The organism is Curtobacterium sp. L1-20, from assembly GCF_048755855.1.
In the GTDB taxonomy this organism is placed as follows: domain Bacteria; phylum Actinomycetota; class Actinomycetes; order Actinomycetales; family Microbacteriaceae; genus Curtobacterium.
The window spans coordinates 1,128,005-1,149,776 of the sequence record NZ_CP151473.1 but is presented as its reverse complement, the minus strand read 5'-3'; the positions used below and the strand labels follow the sequence as shown (position 1 = coordinate 1,149,776).

Below are 21,772 nucleotides of genomic sequence, written 5' to 3'. Positions count from 1 at the left end.
TGGCAGACTTGTTCGGTACCACCCGATTCTACGGTCTGGAGCACACCGCGAATGTGCGGCATCGTCGGCCTCGTTGCGCAGGGGCCTGCAAACCAATCCATCTACGACGCCCTGCTCCTCCTGCAACACCGGGGACAGGACTCGACGGGCATCGCCACGGTCGAGGGTCACATCCACCACATGCACAAGACCCGCGGGCACGTGCGGGAAGCGTTCCGCACCCGTGACATGCGTTCCCTGCTCGGCACCATGGGACTCGGGCACGTCCGGTACGCCACGAAGGGCGCCGCGAGCAACGAGGAAGAAGCCCAGCCGTTCTACGTGAACGCGCCGTACGGCATCGTCCTCGTGCACAACGGCAACCTCACGAACACGCGTGAGCTGACGCGTGAGCTGTTCGACATCGACCGTCGGCACCTCAACACGAGCTCCGACACCGAGCTCCTCGTGAACGTGCTCGCGCACGAGCTGCAGGGCCAGGTGCGCGGCAACGACCTCGACGCCGGCCAGGTGTTCGACGCCGTCGAGCGCGTGCACGAGCGCGTCGAGGGCTCCTACGCCGCGATCGCGACCATCGCCGGGCACGGTCTGCTGGCCTTCCGCGACCCGTTCGGCATCCGGCCGCTCATCCTCGGGCACAAGTTCGACGACGCCGGCAAGTCCGAGTGGGTCGTCGCGTCCGAGTCGCTGGTGCTCGAGTCCGGCGGGTACGAGATCGTCCGTGACGTCGCCCCGGGCGAGGCCGTCTTCATCGAGATGGACGGCACGATGCACGCCCGGCAGTGCGCGCGGAACCCGCGCCTGGTGCCGTGCTCGTTCGAGTACGTCTACCTGGCACGTCCGGACTCCGTGATGAACGGCATCTCGGTGTACGACGCCCGGCTCCGACTCGGCAACCGCCTGGCGGACACGATCGCCCAGTACGCCCCCACCGGCGACATCGACGTGGTCATGCCCATCCCGGACTCGAGCCGACCGGCCGCGATGCAGGTCGCGCAGAAGCTCGGTATCGAGTACCGCGAGGGCTTCTACAAGAACCGCTACGTCGGCCGCACCTTCATCATGCCCGGCCAGGCGGAGCGCAAGCGCTCGGTGCGTCAGAAGCTCAACGCGATGTCGTCCGAGTTCAAGGGCAAGAACATCCTCATCGTCGACGACTCGATCGTGCGCGGCACGACGAGCAAGGAGATCGTCGAGATGGCCCGCGCGGCCGGTGCGAACGAGGTGACGTTCACGAGCGCGGCTCCCCCTGTCCGGTACCCGCACGTCTACGGCATCAACATGCCGACCCGTGCCGAGCTCATCGCGCACGACCGGAAGATCCCCGACATCAACCGGGTGCTCGGCAGCGACCACCTGATCTACCAGGAGATCGGCGACATGCGCGACGCGATCATCGAGGGGTCCGACGTCACCGACCTCGAGATGAGCTGCTTCACGGGCGAGTACGTGACCGGCACGGTCAGCCCCGAGTACCTGTCCTGGGTCGAGGCGAACCAGCTCAGCTAGGGCGCGACCGGGTCGCTCCCGTCCGTTGGGCCGGTCGCGTCTACTGCGTCCGGTCGTCCTGCCGGTCGGCGTCGCCGTGGTCCTCGATCTCGCCCTCGACCGTCTCCGGCGGGAGCTCGACCTCGACCCGCTCCGCCGTCAGGCGGGCGGCACGGCGCGCGAAGACGCGGTCGAGCACGACGGCGACGACCGCTCCGACAAAGGCGCCGATGGTGACACCCCAGAGGCTGAAGTACCCGACGAGGCTGCCGAAGCTCGCGGTCTCCTGCTGGTCGCCGCGGTCGATGCCCATCGTGGCGGAGACGACGATGAGGGTCGCGATGAAGCCGAGCACCGCGCCGCCGACGATGAAGACGCCGAACTTCGGGGCACGACGGATCGTGACCTCGTCGGAGGAGGAGACGGCGTTCGGCGCCTGGGCCGGTCGTTCGTCGGGTCGGTCGGTGTCGCTCACGCTCCCATTGTCCCCCACTGTGGGACGTACTCCGGCCGGCACAGCGCGATCGATCCGGGGGAGGATGGTCCCCGACCGATCGGTACACGGGGAGGAGGACGCGCATGCGAGATCGCAGTGCACGCGGTGCGCGTGTCCCCGCACGCCTCGCGTGGCCGATCCTCCAGCGACGCGAGGAGGACCGAGCCGTCGCAGTCGTCGCCGAGCACCGGTGGAGCGTCGCCCTGGTGGGGGCTCCCGGGCTCGGCAAGAGCTCCGCTGCGGCCCGCGTGACGGACCGGGTGAGCGGTCGCGACCCGTCGGGTCGCACCCTCGTCGTGCCGATCACGGCCGTGGCGGCGAGTCGTTCGATGCCGTTCGGCGCCGTCGCGGAGCGCTTCGGCGAGCTCCCGGCGTCCCTCGCCGAGCTGGTCGGGGACGGCTCAGCCGAGGAGCGGCTCCGCTCCGTGCGGGACCTCGCGGACCGTGACGTCGTGCTGCGCGTGGACGACGCCGACCACCTCGACGCGATGTCCGCCCGCTACGTCGCCTGGCTGGTGCGCGAGCAGGGGGCACGGCTCGTGCTCACCTGCCGCGACTTCGCGGCACTGTCCGAGCCGCTACGCGCGCTATGGCAGGACGACCTGCTCGAACGGATCGACCTCGCGCCGCTCGACCTGCACGAGACCTCGTCGCTCATCGCCGAGGCGCTCGGTGCGCAGCTCGAGACGGCCTCGGCGGAGCGCGTGCACCGTGCGACCGCCGGCAACCCCCTCTACGTGCGCGAGGTCGTCCGGTCCGCGCTGGCGTCGGGGGCGCTCGAGCAGACCGCCTCCGGCTGGTACTGGCGCGGACGTGTCACCGCGTCGAGCAGCCTGGCCGACATGTACCGGACGGAACTCGGCGCGCTGCCGGAGGACCTCCGCGACGTCGTCGACATCGTCGCCCTCGCCGACCCGATCCCGCTGCCCCGGCTGCTCGCGATGGTGAGCGGCGGGGACGTCGACCGCGTCGTCGCGCTGGGCCTGGTCCACATCGTCTCGCTCGAGGACGGCACCGCGGTCGCACGCCCGTCCCACCCGCTCGTCGGCGAGGTGGTCCGCGACCTCGTGCCGGTCGCCCGTCGGACGACCCTGTTCGCCCGGGCCAACGCCTTCCGCACCGACCGGCCCGAGGGAGCACCGCCCGCCGCACGGCTCCGCGCCGCCCTGTGGTCGCTCGAGTGCGGTGTCCTGCCCTCCGTCGACCAGCTGCTCGACGCCACCCAGGTCGCGGTGAAGCTGCAGGAGCACGAGAACGCGGCCGCCCTGGCCTCGGCGGCCCTCCGCACGACGCTCAGCCCGACCGAGCGCGTCGCGGCCCACTGCCTCCGGTCGCTCGCCCACTCCTACAGCACCGGTCGTGAGGCCGGACGCTCGGACGCGGAAGCGGCGTGGGAGATCGCGCGGTCGTCGCCGGACGACGTCGACGACGCCGCGGTGGTCGAGGCCTGCGAGACGCTCGCGAACATCCGACAGTTCCACGACGACGACGTCGACGCGGCCGTGGCGCTCACCGACGCTGCCGTCCGGCTCGTCGGCGACGAGACGGCCGAGCGGCTCCGGCTGCTCCGGCTCGCGCACCTCGGCTGGGGCGGACGCTTCGCGGAGGTCCGCGCCGAGCTCGAACGGTCCGGCATCGTGCACGCCCCGACGGTCCCGTTCGCGTTCCTCGCCCTCGCACCGTGCGCGGTCATGGCGCTCGCGACAGCCGGGCGCCTGGACGACGCGTCCGCCCTCGGCGCGCGATGCCTCGCCACCGCGGTCGAGCACCTCGAACAGGCACCGTGGAGCGTCGGCGAGATCGTCTCCGTGATGCACCAGCTGCAGGTGTGGCGCGGCGACATCGCCGACCTCATCACCGAGGTCCCGGTTCGCCGGTCCAGCCCCTACCTGAAGTACGACTTCACGCTCGAGCTGATCGGCGACGGCAACCTCGCGATCGCGCAGCGCCGGTGGGACGACGCCGTGGCCGCGTTCTCGGCCGCCTGCGAACGCTACGACGTCGCCGACCACGGGGGCTTCGCGGCGTACCCGTGGGCGCGGCTCGCCCTGGCACTCGGGTACGGCGGACGGATCGAGGAGGCGACCGCCGCGCTCGAACGCGCACGCGCGACACCGCTCCGGGCGATGCGGATCACCGGCGAGCAGATCGCCGTGACGATCGCCTGGACCGAGGCGGTCCTCGGCAACCCGGCCGGCCTGCGGCACGCCGACGAGATCATCGAGCGGTCGACCGCCGCCGGTTCGTGGACCCCCGTGATGTACGCGGAGACGCTGCACTACGCGACCGACATGGTGGGCGGCCGCGACACCTCGGCGTCGCTCGACCGCATGCGGGCCGCGGCGGCGAGGGTCGACGGACCGCTCGCGAACGCCATCGTCGAGTACGCGGACGCCGTCCGGTCCGGGGACCGCAGCCGGACGGTCGCCGCGCAGGGTGTCCTCGCGGCCCACGGCATGGCGGTCTCGGCGGGCAGGACGAAGACCCCGCTGACGAACCGCGAGTACGAGGTCGCCACGCTGGCGGCCAGCGGCCTGAGCAACCGGCGGATCGCCGAGACGCTCGGACTCAGTGTGCGGACGATCGACGCGCACCTGTCGCGTGTGTTCACGAAGTGGGACCTGCACGCGCGGAGCGAGCTGACCGAGCTGCTCTGACCGCCGTCGACGATCGGTGACCGGATCGCTCGCTCGGACGCGGAGCACCTGCGCCGGGCTGTGCGATCGCACAACTTCGTTGCGGAATGCAGCACGACTCGCCGGATCAGTTGACACGATGTGTCGGATGTCGCGTACCTTTGGTGCTGTCGCCGGGTTCGGACCCGTTCGGGTCGGGTCCGAATCCCGGCGGCTTCTCCGACCTGCTTCGTCGAAGGCCGTCGAGTACAACGGTAGGACTCCGGTCGATGACGTCACATCGGTAGGTGCTACCTAATTCGACCGCTGGCTCCGTTCCTGCCGACGGAGCCGTGTCCGCTCGGCAGGGTCGTCGCCCTCCGTCAGGCGTCCACCGAGACCGGCAGGAACTCCGTCAGGTCCGCGCGCGAACCGGACGCGCTCACCCGCGACTGCGCGACCGCCTCGTCCCAGTGCATCGCGCCGGTGGCGAGGGCCAACCACGTGGTCGCGTCCGTCTCGACGACGTTCGGCGGCGTCCCCCGCGTGTGCCGCGGGCCCGGCACGGCCTGGACCGCGGCGAAGGGCGGGACCCGCACCTCGACGCTGTTGCCCGGGACCGCGTCGGCGAGTCGCTGCAGCGTCCACCGCACGGCGGTCGCCAGGGCAGGCCGGGCCGTCTCGCCGCGCTGCACGGCCGCCAGCGCGGCTCGTCCGTCGGCGTCCTCGATCCTCCTCGGTGGCATGTGCACAGGCTAGCCGTCGTCTCGCGACCGACGAGTCCGGCTCGGTAGGGTGATCGGGTGCGAATCCTCGTCCTCGGTTCCGGTGCCCGCGAGCACGCGATCACCACGGCCCTCCTCGCGGAACGGGCCGGTCACGTCATCACGGTGGCACCCGGCAACGCCGGCATCGCCGCCGACGTCGAGACCGTCTCCCTCGACCCGACGAACGGCGCCCTGGTCGCCGAGTACGCGCTCGAGAACGGCGTCGAGCTCGTGGTCGTCGGCCCCGAGGCCCCGCTCATCGCCGGCGTCGCCGATCCCGTCCGGACCCGCGGCATCCCGGTCTTCGGACCGAGCAAGGCGGCCGCGCAGCTCGAGGGCTCGAAGGCGTTCGCGAAGCGCATCATGTCCGAGGCGGGTGTCCCCACCGGGCGTCCGGTGTACGCCGGGACCGTCGACGAGGCCGTCGCGGCCATCGACGAGCTCGGCGCCCCCTACGTCGTCAAGGCCGACGGACTCGCTGCCGGCAAGGGCGTGCTCGTGACCGAGGACCGTCAGGCCGCCGTCGACCACGCGACCTACTGGCTGCAGCACGGCCACGTCGTCGTCGAAGAGTTCCTCGACGGCGAAGAGGTCTCGCTGTTCTTCCTGAGCGACGGGCACGACGTCCGACCGCTCAGCCCCGCGCAGGACTACAAGCGCCTGGCGGACGGCGACGTCGGCCCGAACACGGGCGGGATGGGCGCGTACTCACCGCTCCCCTGGCTCGCCGACCGCTGGGAGTCCGAACGCGCGTTCGTGGCCGAGGTCACCGACCTCGTGGCCCTCCCCACCGTCCGCCGGCTCGAGCACGAGGGCACCCCGTTCGTCGGTCTGCTCTACTGCGGCCTGATCGTCACCGAGCAGGGCGTCCGGGTCATCGAGTTCAACGCCCGGTTCGGCGACCCGGAGACGCAGGTCGTCCTCCCGCGCCTCGCGACACCGCTGAGCAGCCTGATGCTCGCCGCCGCCACCGGACAGCTCGGCTCCGCCCCCGAGCCGTCGTTCCGCGACGACGTCGCCGTCACCGTGGTCCTGGCCAGCGAGGGCTACCCCGAGAACCCGAGGACCGGCCGGACCATCACCGGCATCGACGCCGCCAACGCCCGGGACGGCGTCTCCGTCGCCCACGCCGCGACCGGTGTGCTCGACGGCGAACTCGTCGCGACCGGCGGCCGCGTGCTGAGCGTGGTCGCGACCGGTCGGGACTTCACCGAGGCGCGTGACCGCGCCTACGCCGGTCTCGGGGACATCACGCTCGAGGGCGGCCAGTTCCGCACCGACATCGCCGCGAAGGTCGCCCGGTGAGCGCCGCACCCGAGCTGCCCGGGTGGACGCACGTGTCCTCCGGCAAGGTCCGCGAACTCTACGTCCCCACCGGCACCGACGACGTGGCGAGCGCCGACGAGCTGCTCCTCGTCGCCTCCGACCGGGTGAGCGCCTACGACTTCGCGCTCGAACCGCCGATCCCGGGCAAGGGCGAGCTCCTCACGCGCCTGTCCCGCTTCTGGTTCACCCGACTGGCCGACGTCCCGAACCACCTCATCGCGCCGTCCGCCGGTGGCACGCCCGTCCCCGACGCGGTCGCGGCCCGGTCGATGCACGTCATGCCCCTCGAGATGTTCCCCGTCGAGTGCGTCGTCCGCGGGTACCTCGTCGGCAGCGGCTGGGCGGAGTACCAGGAGTCCGGCAGCGTCTGCGGTGTGCCCCTGCCCGAGGGCCTGTCGAACGGCGACCGGTTGCCGGAGCCGATCTACACCCCTGCCCACAAGGCGCCGCAGGGCGAGCACGACGAGAACATCTCGTTCGAGCAGACGGTCGACCTCGTCGGCGAGGACGTCGCCGTGCAGCTGCGCGACCTGTCCCTGCGTGTGTACTCCGAGGCGGCGGCGATCGCGCTCGAGCGCGGAGTGGTCATCGCCGACACGAAGTTCGAGTTCGGGCGCGACGCGTCGGGGCAGATCCGCATCGCCGACGAGGTCCTGACGAGCGACTCCAGCCGCTACTGGGACGCCCGCTCGGGGAACCGCACCGAGTCCTTCGACAAGCAGATCGTCCGCGACTGGCTCAGTGCGCACTGGGACCGCAAGGGCACGCCCCCGGTCCTGCCCGAGGCGATCGTGACGCGGACGGCCGAGCGCTACCGCGAGCTCATCGAGCGTCTCGGCGCCTGACCGGGCGGCCGGTGCACGGCCGGGCGGCCGACGCGCCACGCGGGCGGTCGCGTCGGCCGGGCGGCCGGCGCACGGCCGGGCGGCCGACGCGCCACGCGGGCGGTCGCGCGGGGTCCCACGGCCTCAGTCGCGCGCGACCACCACGACCGTCAGGTCGTCGCCCGGGTCGTGCGTGAGCGCACGCGCCCGCACCCGCCCGAGGAACGTGTCGATCCGGGGAGCGTCACGCCACATCGCGCCGAGCGCCCCGAGCGACGCGAGCGTGGAGTCCCACAGCTCGAGCGCGCCGTCGCTGACGAGCACGAGGACGTCTCCGGGTTCGAGCTCGAGCGATCCCGTCACCCGGTCGGCCCCCACGGGGTGCAGTCCGATCGGCAGGTCGTAGGAGCGCAGGACGGTCTCGGTGCCGTCCGCGTGCAGCTGGATGACGAGACCGTGCCCGGCGTCGGTGAACTCCATCCGCCCGGTCGCCGGAGTCAGGCGTCCGTGGAACATGGTGGCGAACGACTCGGCGCGGCTGAGGTCGGGACCGACCTGCGCTTCGAGCGCGGCCACCGCGCTGGGCGTGGGCTCGGAGCCGCGCGCGAGCAGGGCACCGCGGATCGTCGCGGCGAGGAGCCCGGCGGACATGCCCTTGCCCATGACGTCGGCGACGGTCACGACGAGCTCGTCGCCGTCGCGGTGCCAGTCGTGGAAGTCGCCGGACACGACGCCGTGCGGGACCGACATGCCACCGATGCGGTAGCCGGGCACCTCGACGGGCGACGGCTCGAGGCCGGTCAGCACCGAACGCAGGCGGTCCTCGTCGGCACCGGCGGCGAGTTCGCGCTCGGCCCACACGCCGAGCTCCTCGAGCAGGGCGAGGTCGTCGGCCTCGAGGGTGCGCGGCGCCGGGTCGATGAGGCAGAGCGTGCCGACCTTGAGGTGGTCGTCGCCCGCCCGCAGCGGGACGCCGGCGTAGAAGCGGACGTTCGGGTCGTCGACGACCATCGGCATGTCCGAGTACCGGGAGTCGGCACGCGCGTCCGGGACCACCACCGGGCCGTCGACGGCGAGGGTGCGACCGCAGAAGGTGTCCTGCAGCGGGATCGTCGGTCCGAAGGCGTCGTCGCTCTGCTGCGACTTGATGGTGACCGCGTCGGTGCCCGCCAGGTTGAGGAACGAGCCGCTGACGCCGAAGGCCTCTCGTGCGATGCGGGTGATGCGGTCGAACCGTTCCTCCGCCCCGCCCTCGACCACGTCGAGCGCGGCCAGGAGCGCCGCTCGCCGGGCGCCGTCCGTGGTCGGCCGGTCGGAGACAGCGGGCTCGGAGTGCATGCCTCCACGCTAACGCGCCTTCCGGACAGCGGTGTGTCCCCAGTACGGAGGACGCACGCCGTCCCATGACAGATGTCATGCCGGGATCGTGACGTCCGGCCCGGATCCCCCGTCGTGCGGCGCACGAAGGTGGACACCATGAACGACACACCGGTCATCCAGCTCAGCCGCCTCCGCAAGCGCTTCGGCACCGTGGCAGCGGTGGACGGCGTCGACCTGACGATCCGTCGGGGCGAGGTCGTCGCCCTCCTCGGTCCGAACGGCGCCGGCAAGACCACGACGGTCGACCTCGCGCTCGGTCTCTCCACCCCGACCGACGGTGCGGCGCTGCTCTTCGGCGAGGAGCCGCGGGCCGCCGTCGTCGCCGGTCGGGTCGGCGCGATGCTCCAGGGCGGAGCGCTGCTGCCCGACACGACCGTGCGGCAGGCCGTGGCCCTCGTCGCCGCCGCGCACCGTCGCCCCATGCCGGTCGACGAGGCCCTCCGCCGCGCGCGGTGCTCGGAGATCGCGGACCGCCGGGTGAACAAGCTCTCCGGTGGGCAGCTGCAGCGAGCGCGCTTCGCGGTCGCGGTGGTGTCCGACCCGGACCTGCTGGTGCTCGACGAGCCCACGGCCGCCATGGACGTCGAGGCGCGGCACACGTTCTGGTCGTCGATGCGGGAGTTCACCGAGGCCGGGCGGACGGTCGTCTTCGCGACCCACCACCTCGACGAGGCCGACACGTTCGCGGACCGCATCGTCATCATGCGCGCCGGACGCGTCGTCGCCGACGGCTCCCCCGCCGAGATCAAGGCGGTCACCGCCACCCGCGTCGTCCGGTTCTCCGGGGTCGGACCGGACGCACACGTCGCGCTGCGCGGGCTGCCGGGTGTCCGGAGCCTGGAGGCGCGGCAGGACTCCGTCACGCTGCGGTCGGACCGGAGCGACGACACGCTCCGGGCCCTCCTCGCCGCGTTCCCGCACGCGCACGACGTCCAGGTGGTCGCCTCGACCATGGACGACGCCTTCCTCGCGCTCACCGCCGACCCTGCCGCCCCGACCGACACGATGCCCGAGGGAGTCCTCGCATGACCACGACCACCGCCACCGTCGGCGGACTGCCGCTCCGCTACGTGTACCTCGAGACGAAGCGGCAGCTCCGGAACGTCCGCGCCATGGTGTTCACCTTCGCCGTCCCCGTGGTCATGCTGCTCGTCTTCGGTTCCGCCTTCGGCGGGCAGCAGGACCCGGCCACGCACCTGCAGTACCTCGTGGTCACGACGCTGCAGATGGCCTCCTACGGCGGGATGATGGCCGCGCTCAGCCAGGCGTTCGCGATCGTCAACGAGCGCTCGGTCGGGTGGAACCGGCAGCTCCGCGTGACGCCGCTGTCCGGGTGGGGCTTCCTGGTGTCGAAGGTGATCGCCGCGATGGCCTTCGCGGCCGTGTCGATCGCGGTGACGGTGCTCGTCGCGGTGCTCGGGCTGCACGCCTCCCTCGGAGCCGGACACTGGATCGCCGCCGCGGTCGGCATCTGGTGCGGCGTGGTCCCGTTCGCGCTCATCGCGATCCTGATCGGGCAGTTCGCCAGGCCGGCGTTCGCCCAACCCCTGTTCATGGTCGTGTTCATGGGCCTCGCGATCCTCGGCGGCCTCTGGGTCCCGCTCAGCGTGATGCCGGACTGGATGGGCACCGTCGCGCACCTGCTGCCCTCGTACTGGTTGAACCGCATCGGGCAGATGGGCGCCGGGGCCACGGGGACGACCGGCATGACCGAGCCCGCGATGGTCCTCGCCGGGTGGGCGCTCGCGCTGTCCGCCGTGATCGTGTGGCGGTACCGCCGCGACGCCGCGCGCCAATGACGGACCGCGCGACCGTGCCCGATCGCACGACGGGGACCGACGGCCCTACGCTGGCACCGATGTCCGGGGCGAGCAGAACGGCGGAGGCGCGTGGTGCGGAGGACGCACCACGCGCCTCCCGGCCGTCGCCGCGCTCGTTCCCGTGGGCCGTCCCGCCGGAGGCGAGCGACGACGACATCCGCGTCGGCCGCCGCCGGTGGTACGCCGGCGCGGTGTTCGCGCTCCTCTGGCAGGTGCTCGAGGTCATCGCGGTGTGGACCGACGGCCGCAGCCTCCGGGCGCACGTGGTCTCGTCCGTCGCGCTGGCCGTCGTCTACGCCGCCTACCTGTTCGCGCCGGAGCTGATGTGGCGCCGGAGCCTCCGCGGTCGCGTCGTGGTCCTCGCCGGGGTGGCCCTGCTCGCCGGGCTGCTGCTCCTCGTCGTCGGGCCGCTCGCGGTGTGGACGTGGCTGCTCGTCGCCGCGCTCTCCGGTTTCGTCGCGGAGCGGTTCTGGGTGGCAGGCGTGGTCGTGCTCGGCATCGTCGGTGCGCAGTTCCTCGTCGCCGTGAGCACGGGCTGGGACACCGCGGTGGACAGCGGCATCCTCTTCGCGCCGGTCATCACCGTGTCCGTCGGGGCGTCGATGCTGTTCTTCGGTCGGCAGCGCGAAGCGGAGCAACGACTCGGCGTCGCGCAGGACGAGATCACCCGTCTCGCGGTGGTCGAGGAACGCGCACGGTTCTCGCGTGACCTGCACGACGTGCTCGGCCACTCCCTCACCGTCGTCGCGATGAAGTCCGAGCTCGCGGTCCGCCTCGCGGAGGTCGACCCGACCCGCGCGCGCGTCGAGATGCAGGACGTCGAACGCCTCGCGCGAGAGGCGTTGCAGGGGTTGCGGCGGGCCGTCAGCGGGTACCGCGAGGCCGACCTGGACGCCGAGGTCCGCTCCGCCCGGGCCGCGCTGACCGCCGCCGCGATCACGGCGACGCTGCCCGACGACGGCCGTGTCGCGGGGGACGACGTGCGGAGCCTGTTCGCGTGGGTGCTCCGCGAGGGCGTCACGAACATCCTGCGCCACGCGGCCGCCAGCCGGGTCCGGGTCACGCTGACCCGGACGGCGCTGACCGTCGAGGACGACGGCACCGGGGTGCTCGCTCCCCCGTCGACCGCAGCGGTGCTCGGCGGCAACGGACTCCGCGGCCTGCGGGAACGGGCGGACGCCGTCGGGGCGACCCTGACCACGGGGACGAGCGACCTCGGCGGCTTCCTGCTGCGGGTCGAGAGGAGTCCCCGGTGACCGACCAGATCCGGGTGCTCCTCGCCGACGACCAGGCGCTCGTCCGTGGTGCCCTGGCCTCGCTGCTCTCGCTCGAACGGGACATCGAGGTCGTCGCCCAGGTCGCCCGCGGCGACGACGTGCTCGACGCCGCCCGGGCGTCCGGTGCCACGGTGGCCCTGCTCGACGTCGAGATGCCCGGGGCGGACGGCCTCACGGCGGCGGCGACCCTCGCGCGTGAGCTGCCGACGTGCCGTTCCCTCATCGTCACGACCTTCGGTCGCCCGGGCTACCTCCGGCGCGCGCTGGAGGCCGGCGCCGCCGGCTTCGTCGTGAAGGACACCCCGGCCGAACAGCTCGCCGACGCCGTCCGCCGGGTCGCCGGCGGCTTCCGTGTCGTCGACCCCGTCCTCGCCGCGGAGTCCCTCGCCGCCGGCCCGTCACCGCTCACCCCGCGGGAGACCGACGTCCTCATCGCCTTCCGGACGGCACCGACCGTGGCGGGCGTCGCCGGCACGCTGCACCTGTCCGAGGGCACGGTCCGGAACCACCTGTCGTCGGCCATCGGGAAGACCGCCGCGCGGAATGCGACCGAGGCGCTGCGGGTCGCGGCCGACAACGGGTGGCTGCTCGGCACGGCGTAGCCTTGGGCGCGTGCTCCGTCGTGTCGCTCCCGTGCTCCTCCTCGGTGTCGCCGCCGCGCTGACCCTCGCCGGTTGCGGCGCCCACGACTCGACCGGTCAGGTGTCCGTCACGGTGTCGTCCAACGCGGCGGACCACGCCTACGAGGTCGAGGTCTTCACCGCCGAGACGGGCAAGATGTCGGAGCACCAGCGGGTCTTCCCCGGCGGCACCGCGTCCTTCGCCGGCGTCCCGCTCGGGCACGTCACCGTCCGGGCGAAGGACCTCTGCCCGCAGGAGACCACGGTGTCGAACGGCGAGGTCGCCGCGGTCACCCTGACCACGACGGGCTGCTGAGCCACCGCGGGCGCACGACGGGCTGCTGAGCCGCCTCAGCCGAACGTGCGACCGGCCCGGCGCATCGACTCGTTCGGGCTCTCCCCGAACCGCTGCCGGTAGTGCGCCGCGAACCGTCCGAGGTGCGCGAACTGCCACCGGTGTGCCACGTCCCGGACCGTCCGGATGCCACCCCCGGGAGCCGTCAGCTCGAGGTGCACCCGGTCGAGTCGGACCTCGCGCAGGTACCGCATGGGTGTCACGGCCAGGCGGCGCCGGAAGAGGTCCTGCAGGCCGCGCTCGCTCAGCTCGGCGCCGGCGGCGATGTCGGCGACGTCGATCGGCTCCCCCGCGTGGTCGTGGACGAACCGGATCGCGCGCCGCAGCCGGTGTTCGACGTCGGAGCGCGAGCGGGTGAACGTGGAGGTGACGACGGTGGTCACGCGCCGGTTCAGCGCGGCGCGCTCGTCGGCGTCGAGGGTCGGGTCGACGATGCGGTCGGCGACCTCGCGGAGCAGGGCGAGGAGCGGTTCGACGCCGGGGTCGTCGGGCTCGGGCTGCACGAACACCGAGGGCTCGTCCGCGTCGCCGAGGGCCGACGGCGCGACGTGGAGGAGCGTCATCCCGGTCGCCCGGGTGTCGAACGCATACGCCACCGGGGCGGACAGGATCATCGGCCGACCGGCGGGCACCTCCCAGGTGCTGCCCCCGTCGTCGGACAGCGTGGCGTGTCCGTCGGTGAGGACGAACACCACGTGGTGCGGGCGCGGCCCGATGGTGCCCGACTGCGGACCCTCGGTCCGGATCCGGTGGATCGAGACGTCGTCGTCGCCGCCGGACTCGTACTCGAATGTCGGTTCGCTTGACGTCACGGCAGCCCTCCGGTCGACGACGGTCCGGGGACACCGTCGCACACGTGGGCGCGTCGCGGGAACCCGACCCGCCCGGGGAGGGCCGTGATCAGTGGGTCAACACGACCTTGACGGCACCGATGACGAACGCCACCGCGGCCAGCACGACCCCGCCCCAGAGCCCGAGGAACGTCGGGCGCCCGCCCCCGAGGCGCTGCACGACGACGCCGACCAGCCCGATGCGGACGACCAGGATGGCGGTCGCCGCGATCTGCGCCCACTCCGCCGGCAGCCAGCCGGCCCAGGCCGCGGCGTACAGCACCGCGGGGATGAGCCCGGACGTGGCGATCGGGTTGGCGTTGCGTGCGATCGTCGCGGCCGACTCGCGCCGGGCCTCGTCCGACGCCGTCCCGTCGTCGCCGAGGCCGTGCGCCACGAGGTGCGACAGGACGTGCGCGAGGTACGTGAGGACCGCCGTGGCGAGCACCGTGAGGACCGCGGAGCCGTGCCGGACCTGCTCCGGGTCGGCCGCGATCGCGACGGCGAGGACGGTGATGTTGCCGTAGATGTACGACGACGTCCGGTCGCGCATCTGTCCGAGCGGAACCGTCGTGCGATCGGGACGGCCGCGGCCGCGGCCGTCGGTGCGTCCGGCTGGTCCTCGGGTCCGTGGCATGCCCCCATCCTGGCCTGCTCGCGCGCGGCGCTGTCGCCGAGGGGGCCGGTGCGCTGCCAGGCTGGGAGGGTCGGCGCACCGCTGCGACCGACGGACAGGAGGCACGACCCATGTCCCAGCGACCCCTCGCCCTGGTGACCGGTGTCGGTCGACGCGCCGGGATCGGTGCCGCGCTCGCGCTGCGGTTGGCGACCGACGGCTGGGACCTGGCCCTGTCGTGGTGGAGCCCCTACGACGTCCGGGTGCACGGAGCCGCCGATCCGGACGGGATCGACGACGTCGTCGCCGGCTGTGAGCACGCGGGTGCACGGGTAACGCGCCTCCCGGTCGACCTCGCCGACCCGGAACAGGCGGCCGCCCTCGTGGGCCGCGCCGAGACGGAGGCCGGCGTGCCGGTGACGGCGGTCGTCATGTCGCACTGCGAGTCGGTGGACTCCGACCTCGCGACCACCACGCTCGAGTCCTTCGACCGGCACATGGCCGTGAACGCGCGCGCCCCCTTCCTCATCGTGCAGGCGTACGCGGCGCGACTGCGCGCCGGCGCTCCCGCACCCGGAGACCGACGCCGGATCGTGGCCCTGACGAGCGACCACGTCGCGTTCAACCTGCCGTACGGCACGAGCAAGGGCGCGCTCGACCGGCTGATCGTCGGTGCGGCGCAGGAGCTCGCGGACGTGCACGTGAGTGCGAACGTCGTCAACCCGGGGCCGAACGACACCGGGTGGATGACCGACGAGGTCCGGGACGCCGTGGTCGCGCAGACGCCAGGGGGTCGTCCGTCGACGCCGGCCGACACCGCGGCGCTGGTCGGGTTCCTGTGCGGACCGGACGGCGGCTGGGTAAACGGGCAGCTGCTGAAGTCGGACGGCGGGTTCAGCGCGAAGTAGGCACACGGCGCAGGCCGATTTGGTTGACGCGTCAACCAAATCGGCGCACACTGGTGGCATGCAGCACACGCAGGACCTCCTCGCCCCGGACACCGGGATGGGCGCCGTCACGCTCCGGGTCGCCGACCTCGACCGGATGATCGGGTACTACCGCGACGGCGTCCGGCTCGCGCTGCTGTCGAACGAGGCCGGTGTCGCCGTGCTCGGCCGCGGCTCGACGCCGATCGTCGTCCTCGAGCACGCGCCGGCGATGCGGCACGCCGGACCACACGACGCCGGACTGTTCCACACCGCGATCCTCTTCGACACCAGGGCCGACCTCGCCGCGGCGCTGTACTCCGTCGCGACGAAGTACCCGCAGACCTTCACCGGCAGCGCCGACCACCTGGTGAGCAACGCGTTCTACTTCCAGGACCCCGAGGGCAACGGCGTCGAGCTCTACTGGGACCGCGACCGCACCGAGTGGTCCTGGACCCACGGGATGGTCGACATGGACACGAAGTACGTCGACCCGAACGCGTTCCTGCAGGAGCACCTGACGTCCTCGGCCCTCGAGTCCGCCGCGGTGCGCCCCGGCCGCGTCGGCCACGTGCACCTGTCCGTCGGCGACGTCGCCACCGCGAAGGAGTTCTACGTCGACACGCTCGGCTTCGCGACGACCGCGGGTTGGGGCGAGGCCCTGTTCGTCAGCGCCGGCGGCTACCACCACCACATGGCGATGAACACCTGGAACTCACGTGGGGCCGGCCGTCGCCAGCAGGCGCTCGGGCTCGGACTCGTCCGCATCGAGGTCCCGGCCGCCGACGACCTCGGGGCGCTCGTCGCACGCATGCACGACACCGGGGTGCAGACCGCCGACGACGGCCGGACGGTGGCGTTCGAGGACCCGTGGGCGAACCGCATCGAGGTGACCGCGCCCGGTCGCGGCTGACCGCGGCCCGCCCGGCCCCGCGGACACCCCCACCGGTCCTGCGCACCGGAAGCGTCCGCCGACGCGAGTCCAGACACCCGCGCGCACCCGCTCCGGCAGGATGGGTGCGTGACTGATGACATCCGGTGGGAGGTGGTCGAGGAGAGCACGCTGTCGCTCGCCGACCACGAAGCGATCGCAGCGCTGCTCGGGCAGGCCTTCCCCGACTGGTCGCACTGGTACGTGGGCGGACGCGACTACGCGGGCATGCAGCCCGAGCGGCGGGTGATCGGCCGGAGCGAGGACGGCGTCGTCCTCGCTCACGTCGGCATCCGCCGCATGTTCATCACGGTCGGCGGCGAAGACGTGCTCGTCGGCGACACCGGCGTCGTCGCCGTGTCGCCTCGACTGCAGGGCACCGGGGTCGGGCGCGAGCTGATGACCCGCACGCACGCGGTGCTCGAGGGGCTCCGGGTGCCGTACGGGTTCCTCGGCGCCGGGGAGAACCGCGTCCCGTTCTACGCACGCATGGGCTGGCACGAGATCGACGGCGCCGTGGGCACGTTCTCGGCCTTCACCGCGGACGGTGCGGGCATCTCGGAGACCGAACAGGGTGGCTGGATGGTCCTGCCGGTCGCGGAGCGACTGGAGGACTGGCCGGCCGGCCCGATCTGGCTGAACGGGCAGCAGGTCTGACCCCAGGACTGGACAGCCCCACGAAGCCGGCCCGATCTGGCTGAACGGGCAGCAGGTCTGACCCGAGGACTGGACAGCCCCACGAAGCCGGCCCGATCCGGCTGAACGGGCAGCAGGTCTGACCGCACCACACGACGGACGGGAGGCACGGTGCCAGCTGGCACCGTGCCTCCCGTCCGTCAGGGGTGGAGCGAGGTCTACGCCTCGACCGCGACCTTCTCCGGGTCCTCGTTCGAACCCGGCGCGCTCGGCGCGACCGCGGCGCGCACACGCGCGCCCAGGTCGGCGTCGACGTTCGTCCAGTAGGCGAACACGCGCTCGCGCAGGTCGTCGCGCGTCACCTTCGAGACGTGACCGGCGATGTTGCCGACCAGACGCTCACGGGCGGCGTCGTCGAGGACCTCACGGACCAACGTGCCGGCCTGGCCGAAGTCGTCGTCCTCGGGGTGCAGCGTCGCCGCGGCACGCTGCAGCGCACCGTCCGACTCCCAGCCGGGCGTCTCGTCCGTCGCCGCGGGGTCGGCGTGCGCGCCGCCCAGCGAGTTCGGCGCGTACACGGGCACCTCGGACTTCTGGAAGTCGAACCGCATGGCGCCGTCCTTCGAGTACGAGTGGACCTCGTTCTTCGGGGCGTTCACCGGCAGCTGCGCGTGGTTCGTGCCGACGCGGTACCGCTGGGCGTCCGCGTAGCTGAAGATGCGCGCGAGGAGCATCTTGTCCGGGCTCGCGGCGATGCCGGGCACGAAGTTCGACGGCGCGAACGCGGCCTGCTCGATCTGCGCGAAGTAGTTCTCCGGGTTGCGGTTGAGCTCCATCGTGCCGACCTCGATGAGCGGGTAGTCCGCGTGCGGCCACACCTTCGTCAGGTCGAACGGGTTGAAGCGGTAGCTCGCAGCGTCCTCGTACGGCATGACCTGCACCTTGAGGGTCCAGCGCGGGTTGTCGCCGCGCTCGATGGCCTCGTGGAGGTCGCGGATGTGGAAGTCCGCGTCCTCGCCGGCGATGCGGTCGGCGTCCTCCTGGGTCAGGGTCGCGTGGCCCTGCTCGGTGAGGAAGTGGTACTTCACCCAGAAGCGCTCACCCTCGGCGTTGATCCACTGGTAGGTGTGCGAGCTGAAGCCGTCCATGTGCCGCCACGACGACGGCAGGCCGCGGTCGCCCATGAGCCACGTGACCTGGTGCGCCGACTCGGGCGACAGGGTCCAGAAGTCCCACTGCATGTCGTGGTCGCGGAGGTGCGACCCGGGCAGGCGCTTCTGCGAGCGGATGAAGTCCGGGAACTTGATGCCGTCGCGGATGAAGAACACCGGGGTGTTGTTGCCGACGAGGTCGTAGTTGCCCTCTTCGGTGTAGAACTTCAGCGCGAAGCCGCGCGGGTCGCGCCAGGTGTCCGGTGAGCCCTGCTCGCCGGCGACGGAGGAGAAGCGCGCCAGCATCTCGGTCTGCTTGCCCGGCTGCAGGAACGCGGCGCGGGTGTACCGGCTGATGTCCTGCGTGACGGTGAAGGTACCGAATGCTCCACCGCCCTTGGCGTGGACGACGCGCTCCGGGACGCGCTCACGGTTGAACTGGGCGAGCTTCTCCACCAGGTAGTGGTCGTGCAGCGCGAGGGGGCCGTCGGCGCCGACACCCATGGAGTGCTGGTCGCTCGAGACGGGGGCGCCGGAGTTGGTCGTCGTGGTGGGGGTGCCGGCCGGCTGGCCGGTCGTGTTCTGGTCGGACACGGTTCCTCCTCAGGTGGAACGGTTGGTGCGGTCAGGATGCTCGGGTTGTCGGTGGGCCAACCGGTCCGGCCGCGTCGGCGGGACCGGTGGCGTGCGTCACGCCGTGACGGGGAGCGGGTCGGTGTCGGCGTCGTCGCGTTCGGCCGCTGCGCAGCGCTCGCAGATGCCCCAGTAGGTGACCTCGGCGGTCGTGACCGCGAAGCCGTGGGTCTCGGACGGGGTCAGGCAGGGTGCGTGACCGATGGCGCAGTCGACGTCCTCGATCGCGCCGCACAGGGTGCAGACCACGTGGTGGTGGTTGTCACCGGTCCGCCGCTCGTACCGCGCCGGGCTGCCGGCCGGTTCGATGCGGCGGACGAGTCCGACGCCGGTCAGCGCCCCGAGGATCCCGTACACGGCCTGGTGGCTCGTCGTCGGCAGTTCCGCGGCGAGCGCGGTGACGATGTCGTCCGCAGTGGCGTGGGGCATCGTCGCGGTCGCCCGGAGGACCGCGAGGCGAGGTGTCGTGACCCTGAGCCCGGAAGAGCGGAGCAGGTCGGCGTCGACGTCCATGCGGGGCCTCTCTTTTGCAGGGATCAAGACAACGCCGCCACTGTACACCAGAGGTCCGTCGTCCCCGTGAACGCGACGCATGCCGGTTCCGGAATACGATGTGTCACGATCCGGTCGCGATCGGCCGGGATGCACCCTGGGCACGGCCGAATCGCGTTAGCGTCCCCGCATGTCCCAGCAGCCCAGCCTGCCGCAGCAGGCCACCAGCGCTCAGGACGTCCGGGGGATCATCGCGGAGCGGGACCTAGTCGTCGACCTCATCCGGACGGCCTGCGTCGTCCTCGTCGTCTTCGTGCACATCACCATGGTCGGGGTGTCCGCCGGCCCGGACGGCATCGGGGTCACGAGTCCACTGCAGGACCTGCCCTGGTACGTCGCCTCGACGTGGATCGGTCAGGTCATGCCGCTCTTCTTCGTCGTCGGCGGGTTCGCGAGCGCCACGGGCTGGCGGAGCACCGTCGCCCGCGGAGGCGGTGCGCGCGACTTCGTGGCGAGCCGACTCGTCCGGCTGTTCCGACCGGCGGTCCCCCTGTTCGCCGTGCTCACCGTCGGACTCGGCGTGGCCACGGCACTGGGCACGCCCCGGGACCTCCTCGACGAGGTCGCCTTCGGCATCGGCTCGCCACTCTGGTTCCTCGCCGCGTACGGCATCACGCAGTGCTGCGTGCCGTTCATGGTCCGCCTGCACGAGCGCGCGCCGTTGCGCACCCTCGCCGCCCTGCTCGTGCTGGCCGCGGCCGTGGACGCGCTCCGCTTCGCCAGCGGTGTCGCCGAGGTGGGACTGCTCAACCTCGGTCCGGTGTGGCTCTTCGCGCAGCAGCTCGGGTTCCTGTGGGCCGACGGGTGGTTCGCCCGCCGCTCCCGCCTGCTCCTCGTCGTCGTGGCCGCTGCGGGGTACGCACTGCTCGTGCCGGTGACCTCGATCGGCCTCTGGGCCCCGGACATGCTGCAGGACCTCAACCCCCCGATGCTGCCCCTCGCGGTCCTGGCGGTGAGCCAGGCGTGCCTCGTCCAGCTCGTGCACGGGCCGCTGACCCGGCTCATGCGCACCCGTGCCGCGCAGGGAACCGTGTTCCTGCTCGGCCGGGACGGCATGACGATCTACCTCTGGCACCTGCCCCTGTTCATCGCGCTGAACGGCGTCGCGCTGCTCGTGGGGCTGCCGTTCCCGGAGCCCGGCACGGCGACCTGGTGGGCAACCCGCGCCGTCGCCCTGGTCGTGCTGCTCGCCGCGGCGCTCGGGGTGGCACGGGCACTCCGCCGCTCGGACCGCCCACTCCCCCGGCTCCTGGCCGGCACCGACCGTCCGGCGTGGCCGGTGATCGCCCTCGCCGCGCTCTGCACCATCGGCCCGGCGTTCGCCGTCATGCAGCTGCACCTGTCGTTCGGCGTCGCGCTGTGCGGCGCGGTGCTCGTGCCGATCGGCGTCCGGCTCCTGACGCGGACCGTGCCGGCGTCGATCGCCGCGCGAGGCTGAACCGGTTCTCACCGAGAACGAGCCGCCCGCGGCACGCTGCGGGCGGAGGATCGTCTCGGCAGCACGAACCGCAGGAGGCCCACCACGCCGTCGACACCCGAGTTCTGGAGCACGTGGCACCTCGATCCGCTGGCGGCGGTGCTCATGGCCGTCGCCGCGGTGACCTACAGCTGGTGGGTGGTGGGTGCCGCGCGGCGCGGTGCCCCGTGGCCGTGGTGGCGATCGGCGGCCTTCCTCGCGGCCCTCACCCTGTTCGGCATCCTGCAGTTCGGGATCGTCGGCGAGTACGACCGAGCGCTGCGCTGGGCGTTCGTGCTGCGGCTGGCGCTGCTGTTCTTCGCGGTCCCGACCTTCGCCTCGCTGGCGGCGCCCGTCTCCCTGCTCCGCTCGGGAGGCCCGGCTCGGCTCGCGCGCATCGCCACCGCCGCGCTCCGGTCACGTCCGGCACGGTTCCTCGGCAACGCCATCGTCTCGCCGCTCATCGCCCTCGCGCTGTTCTGCGTGCTGCTCACCCCGTTCGCGGCGACCATCCGCGAGTCCTGGACCTGGGCCACCGCGATCACGGTCCTGGTGCCGGTCCTGGGGTTCGCGTTGCTCACCCCGTTGTCCGAACCGGGCATCGTGCGGTCGTCGACGTTCGTCACGGTCGAGTTCCTGCTCGCGTTCGTCGAGCTGCTCGCCGACGCGGTCCCCGGCATCGTCCTGCGCGTGACGAACCACGTGCTCGACGGGTCACTCGTGCAGGCCGTCGGGCAGCCGTGGTTCCCGTCGCCGTTGCGCGACCAACACCTCGCCGGGGACCTGCTCTGGTTCATCGCCGAGGTCGCGGACGTCCCCGTGCTCATCGCCCTGTTCATCCGGTGGCAGCGGAGCGACCGCCGTGAGGCGCGCAGCGTCGACGCCCTCAGCGACGAGGAGATGGAGGCCCTGACGCGGGCGCACCTGCAGCGCCGCGGATGAGGGGCGCGGGTACGCGGCCCGCGTGGCGGCGCAGTGCTCGGATTCCCTGACGGGCAACGCCGGACGCCGCGGACGCGAACGGGCCCCGGGCCGCTCGTGCGAGCGGCCCGGGGCCCGTCGTGACCGTCGGT

At 72.5% G+C, this 21,772-nt stretch carries 21 protein-coding genes; 14 read left to right on the top strand and 7 right to left on the bottom strand.

Annotated features, from left to right (window positions below; translation table 11 throughout):
- The first annotated feature begins 51 nt into the window (after nt 1-51).
- Nucleotides 52-1,509 carry an amidophosphoribosyltransferase gene (purF, locus tag AAEP86_RS06985; RefSeq protein WP_420369817.1) on the top strand — a complete coding sequence of 486 codons (1,458 nt, stop codon included), beginning with the start codon at nt 52-54 and terminating at the stop codon, nt 1,507-1,509.
- 40 nt (nt 1,510-1,549) lie between these two features.
- On the opposite strand, the gene AAEP86_RS06980 is transcribed toward purF, so the two are convergent.
- On the bottom strand, nt 1,550-1,963 hold the full coding sequence (locus AAEP86_RS06980) for a hypothetical protein (RefSeq protein ID WP_420369816.1): 414 nt from the start codon (nt 1,961-1,963) through the stop codon (nt 1,550-1,552).
- 104 nt (nt 1,964-2,067) lie between these two features.
- Between AAEP86_RS06980 and AAEP86_RS06975 the strand changes: the two genes are divergently transcribed.
- Nucleotides 2,068-4,641: a LuxR C-terminal-related transcriptional regulator gene (locus tag AAEP86_RS06975; protein ID WP_420369815.1), complete on the top strand. Its 2,574-nt coding sequence runs from the start codon at nt 2,068-2,070 to the stop codon at nt 4,639-4,641.
- A gap of 341 nt (nt 4,642-4,982) precedes the next feature.
- Here the strand turns inward: AAEP86_RS06975 and AAEP86_RS06970 are convergent, their stop codons facing one another.
- Complete coding sequence (locus AAEP86_RS06970; RefSeq protein WP_420369814.1) at nt 4,983-5,345, bottom strand: sterol carrier family protein; 363 nt, start codon at nt 5,343-5,345, stop codon at nt 4,983-4,985.
- Between the two features lie 57 nt (nt 5,346-5,402).
- On the opposite strand from AAEP86_RS06970, the gene purD reads away from it, so the two are divergent.
- Both purD and AAEP86_RS06960 read left to right on the top strand, forming a co-directional pair.
- Nucleotides 5,403-6,671: a phosphoribosylamine--glycine ligase gene (gene purD / locus AAEP86_RS06965; RefSeq protein WP_420369813.1), complete on the top strand. Its 1,269-nt coding sequence runs from the start codon at nt 5,403-5,405 to the stop codon at nt 6,669-6,671.
- The gene (locus tag AAEP86_RS06960; RefSeq protein ID WP_420369812.1) at nt 6,668-7,537 is read left to right on the top strand and encodes a phosphoribosylaminoimidazolesuccinocarboxamide synthase; all 870 of its coding nucleotides are present in this window, start codon (nt 6,668-6,670) and stop codon (nt 7,535-7,537) included. Before purD ends, AAEP86_RS06960 begins: the two co-directional genes overlap by 4 nt.
- A 123-nt stretch (nt 7,538-7,660) precedes the next feature.
- Here the strand turns inward: AAEP86_RS06960 and AAEP86_RS06955 are convergent, their stop codons facing one another.
- Nucleotides 7,661-8,854, bottom strand: coding sequence for a PP2C family protein-serine/threonine phosphatase (locus AAEP86_RS06955; protein WP_420369811.1), 1,194 nt, complete (start codon nt 8,852-8,854; stop codon nt 7,661-7,663).
- 138 nt (nt 8,855-8,992) lie between these two features.
- Here AAEP86_RS06955 and AAEP86_RS06950 point away from each other — a divergent pair, with 138 nt between their 5' ends.
- From AAEP86_RS06950 to AAEP86_RS06930, 5 genes are read left to right on the top strand one after another with little or no spacing between them, the layout of a single operon-like run.
- Nucleotides 8,993-9,925 carry an ABC transporter ATP-binding protein gene (locus AAEP86_RS06950; protein WP_420369810.1) on the top strand — a complete coding sequence of 311 codons (933 nt, stop codon included), beginning with the start codon at nt 8,993-8,995 and terminating at the stop codon, nt 9,923-9,925.
- Complete coding sequence (locus AAEP86_RS06945) at nt 9,922-10,695, top strand: ABC transporter permease (protein WP_420369809.1); 774 nt, start codon at nt 9,922-9,924, stop codon at nt 10,693-10,695. Before AAEP86_RS06950 ends, AAEP86_RS06945 begins: the two co-directional genes overlap by 4 nt.
- A 59-nt stretch (nt 10,696-10,754) precedes the next feature.
- The gene (locus tag AAEP86_RS06940; RefSeq protein ID WP_420369808.1) at nt 10,755-11,972 is read left to right on the top strand and encodes a sensor histidine kinase; all 1,218 of its coding nucleotides are present in this window, start codon (nt 10,755-10,757) and stop codon (nt 11,970-11,972) included.
- Entirely contained in the window at nt 11,969-12,595 is a 627-nt protein-coding gene (locus tag AAEP86_RS06935; RefSeq protein WP_420369807.1) for a response regulator, read from the top strand. The genes AAEP86_RS06940 and AAEP86_RS06935 overlap by 4 nt, the downstream gene beginning before the upstream one ends.
- Before the next feature lie 10 nt (nt 12,596-12,605).
- Entirely contained in the window at nt 12,606-12,929 is a 324-nt protein-coding gene (locus AAEP86_RS06930) for a hypothetical protein (RefSeq protein ID WP_420369806.1), read from the top strand.
- A gap of 35 nt (nt 12,930-12,964) precedes the next feature.
- Here the strand turns inward: AAEP86_RS06930 and AAEP86_RS06925 are convergent, their stop codons facing one another.
- Both AAEP86_RS06925 and AAEP86_RS06920 read right to left on the bottom strand, forming a co-directional pair.
- Nucleotides 12,965-13,780 (bottom strand): helix-turn-helix transcriptional regulator, encoded by an 816-nt coding sequence (locus tag AAEP86_RS06925; protein WP_420369805.1) that lies wholly within the window; start codon nt 13,778-13,780, stop codon nt 12,965-12,967.
- A gap of 88 nt (nt 13,781-13,868) precedes the next feature.
- Entirely contained in the window at nt 13,869-14,351 is a 483-nt protein-coding gene (locus AAEP86_RS06920) for a hypothetical protein (RefSeq protein WP_420369804.1), read from the bottom strand.
- Between the two features lie 194 nt (nt 14,352-14,545).
- On the opposite strand from AAEP86_RS06920, the gene AAEP86_RS06915 reads away from it, so the two are divergent.
- The 3 genes from AAEP86_RS06915 (at nt 14,546) to AAEP86_RS06905 (ending at nt 16,928) form a co-directional block, all read left to right on the top strand.
- Nucleotides 14,546-15,322, top strand: a complete 777-nt coding sequence (locus AAEP86_RS06915) for an SDR family oxidoreductase (RefSeq protein ID WP_420369803.1) — start codon at nt 14,546-14,548, stop codon at nt 15,320-15,322.
- A gap of 58 nt (nt 15,323-15,380) precedes the next feature.
- Nucleotides 15,381-16,253 carry a VOC family protein gene (locus tag AAEP86_RS06910; protein WP_420369802.1) on the top strand — a complete coding sequence of 291 codons (873 nt, stop codon included), beginning with the start codon at nt 15,381-15,383 and terminating at the stop codon, nt 16,251-16,253.
- A gap of 108 nt (nt 16,254-16,361) precedes the next feature.
- Complete coding sequence (locus tag AAEP86_RS06905; RefSeq protein ID WP_420369801.1) at nt 16,362-16,928, top strand: GNAT family N-acetyltransferase; 567 nt, start codon at nt 16,362-16,364, stop codon at nt 16,926-16,928.
- Between the two features lie 197 nt (nt 16,929-17,125).
- On the opposite strand, the gene AAEP86_RS06900 is transcribed toward AAEP86_RS06905, so the two are convergent.
- Nucleotides 17,126-18,652: a catalase gene (locus AAEP86_RS06900; RefSeq protein ID WP_420369800.1), complete on the bottom strand. Its 1,527-nt coding sequence runs from the start codon at nt 18,650-18,652 to the stop codon at nt 17,126-17,128.
- A gap of 96 nt (nt 18,653-18,748) precedes the next feature.
- Nucleotides 18,749-19,204, bottom strand: coding sequence for a Fur family transcriptional regulator (locus AAEP86_RS06895; RefSeq protein ID WP_420369799.1), 456 nt, complete (start codon nt 19,202-19,204; stop codon nt 18,749-18,751).
- 169 nt (nt 19,205-19,373) lie between these two features.
- Between AAEP86_RS06895 and AAEP86_RS06890 the strand changes: the two genes are divergently transcribed.
- Together AAEP86_RS06890 and AAEP86_RS06885 are read left to right on the top strand one after the other, a co-directional pair.
- A complete protein-coding gene (locus AAEP86_RS06890) occupies nt 19,374-20,681 on the top strand; it encodes an acyltransferase family protein (protein ID WP_420369798.1) in 1,308 nt (435 codons plus the stop codon).
- Nucleotides 20,682-20,825: 144 nt separating this feature from the next.
- Nucleotides 20,826-21,641, top strand: coding sequence for a cytochrome c oxidase assembly protein (locus tag AAEP86_RS06885; protein WP_420370456.1), 816 nt, complete (start codon nt 20,826-20,828; stop codon nt 21,639-21,641).
- Nucleotides 21,642-21,772 lie beyond the last annotated feature (131 nt).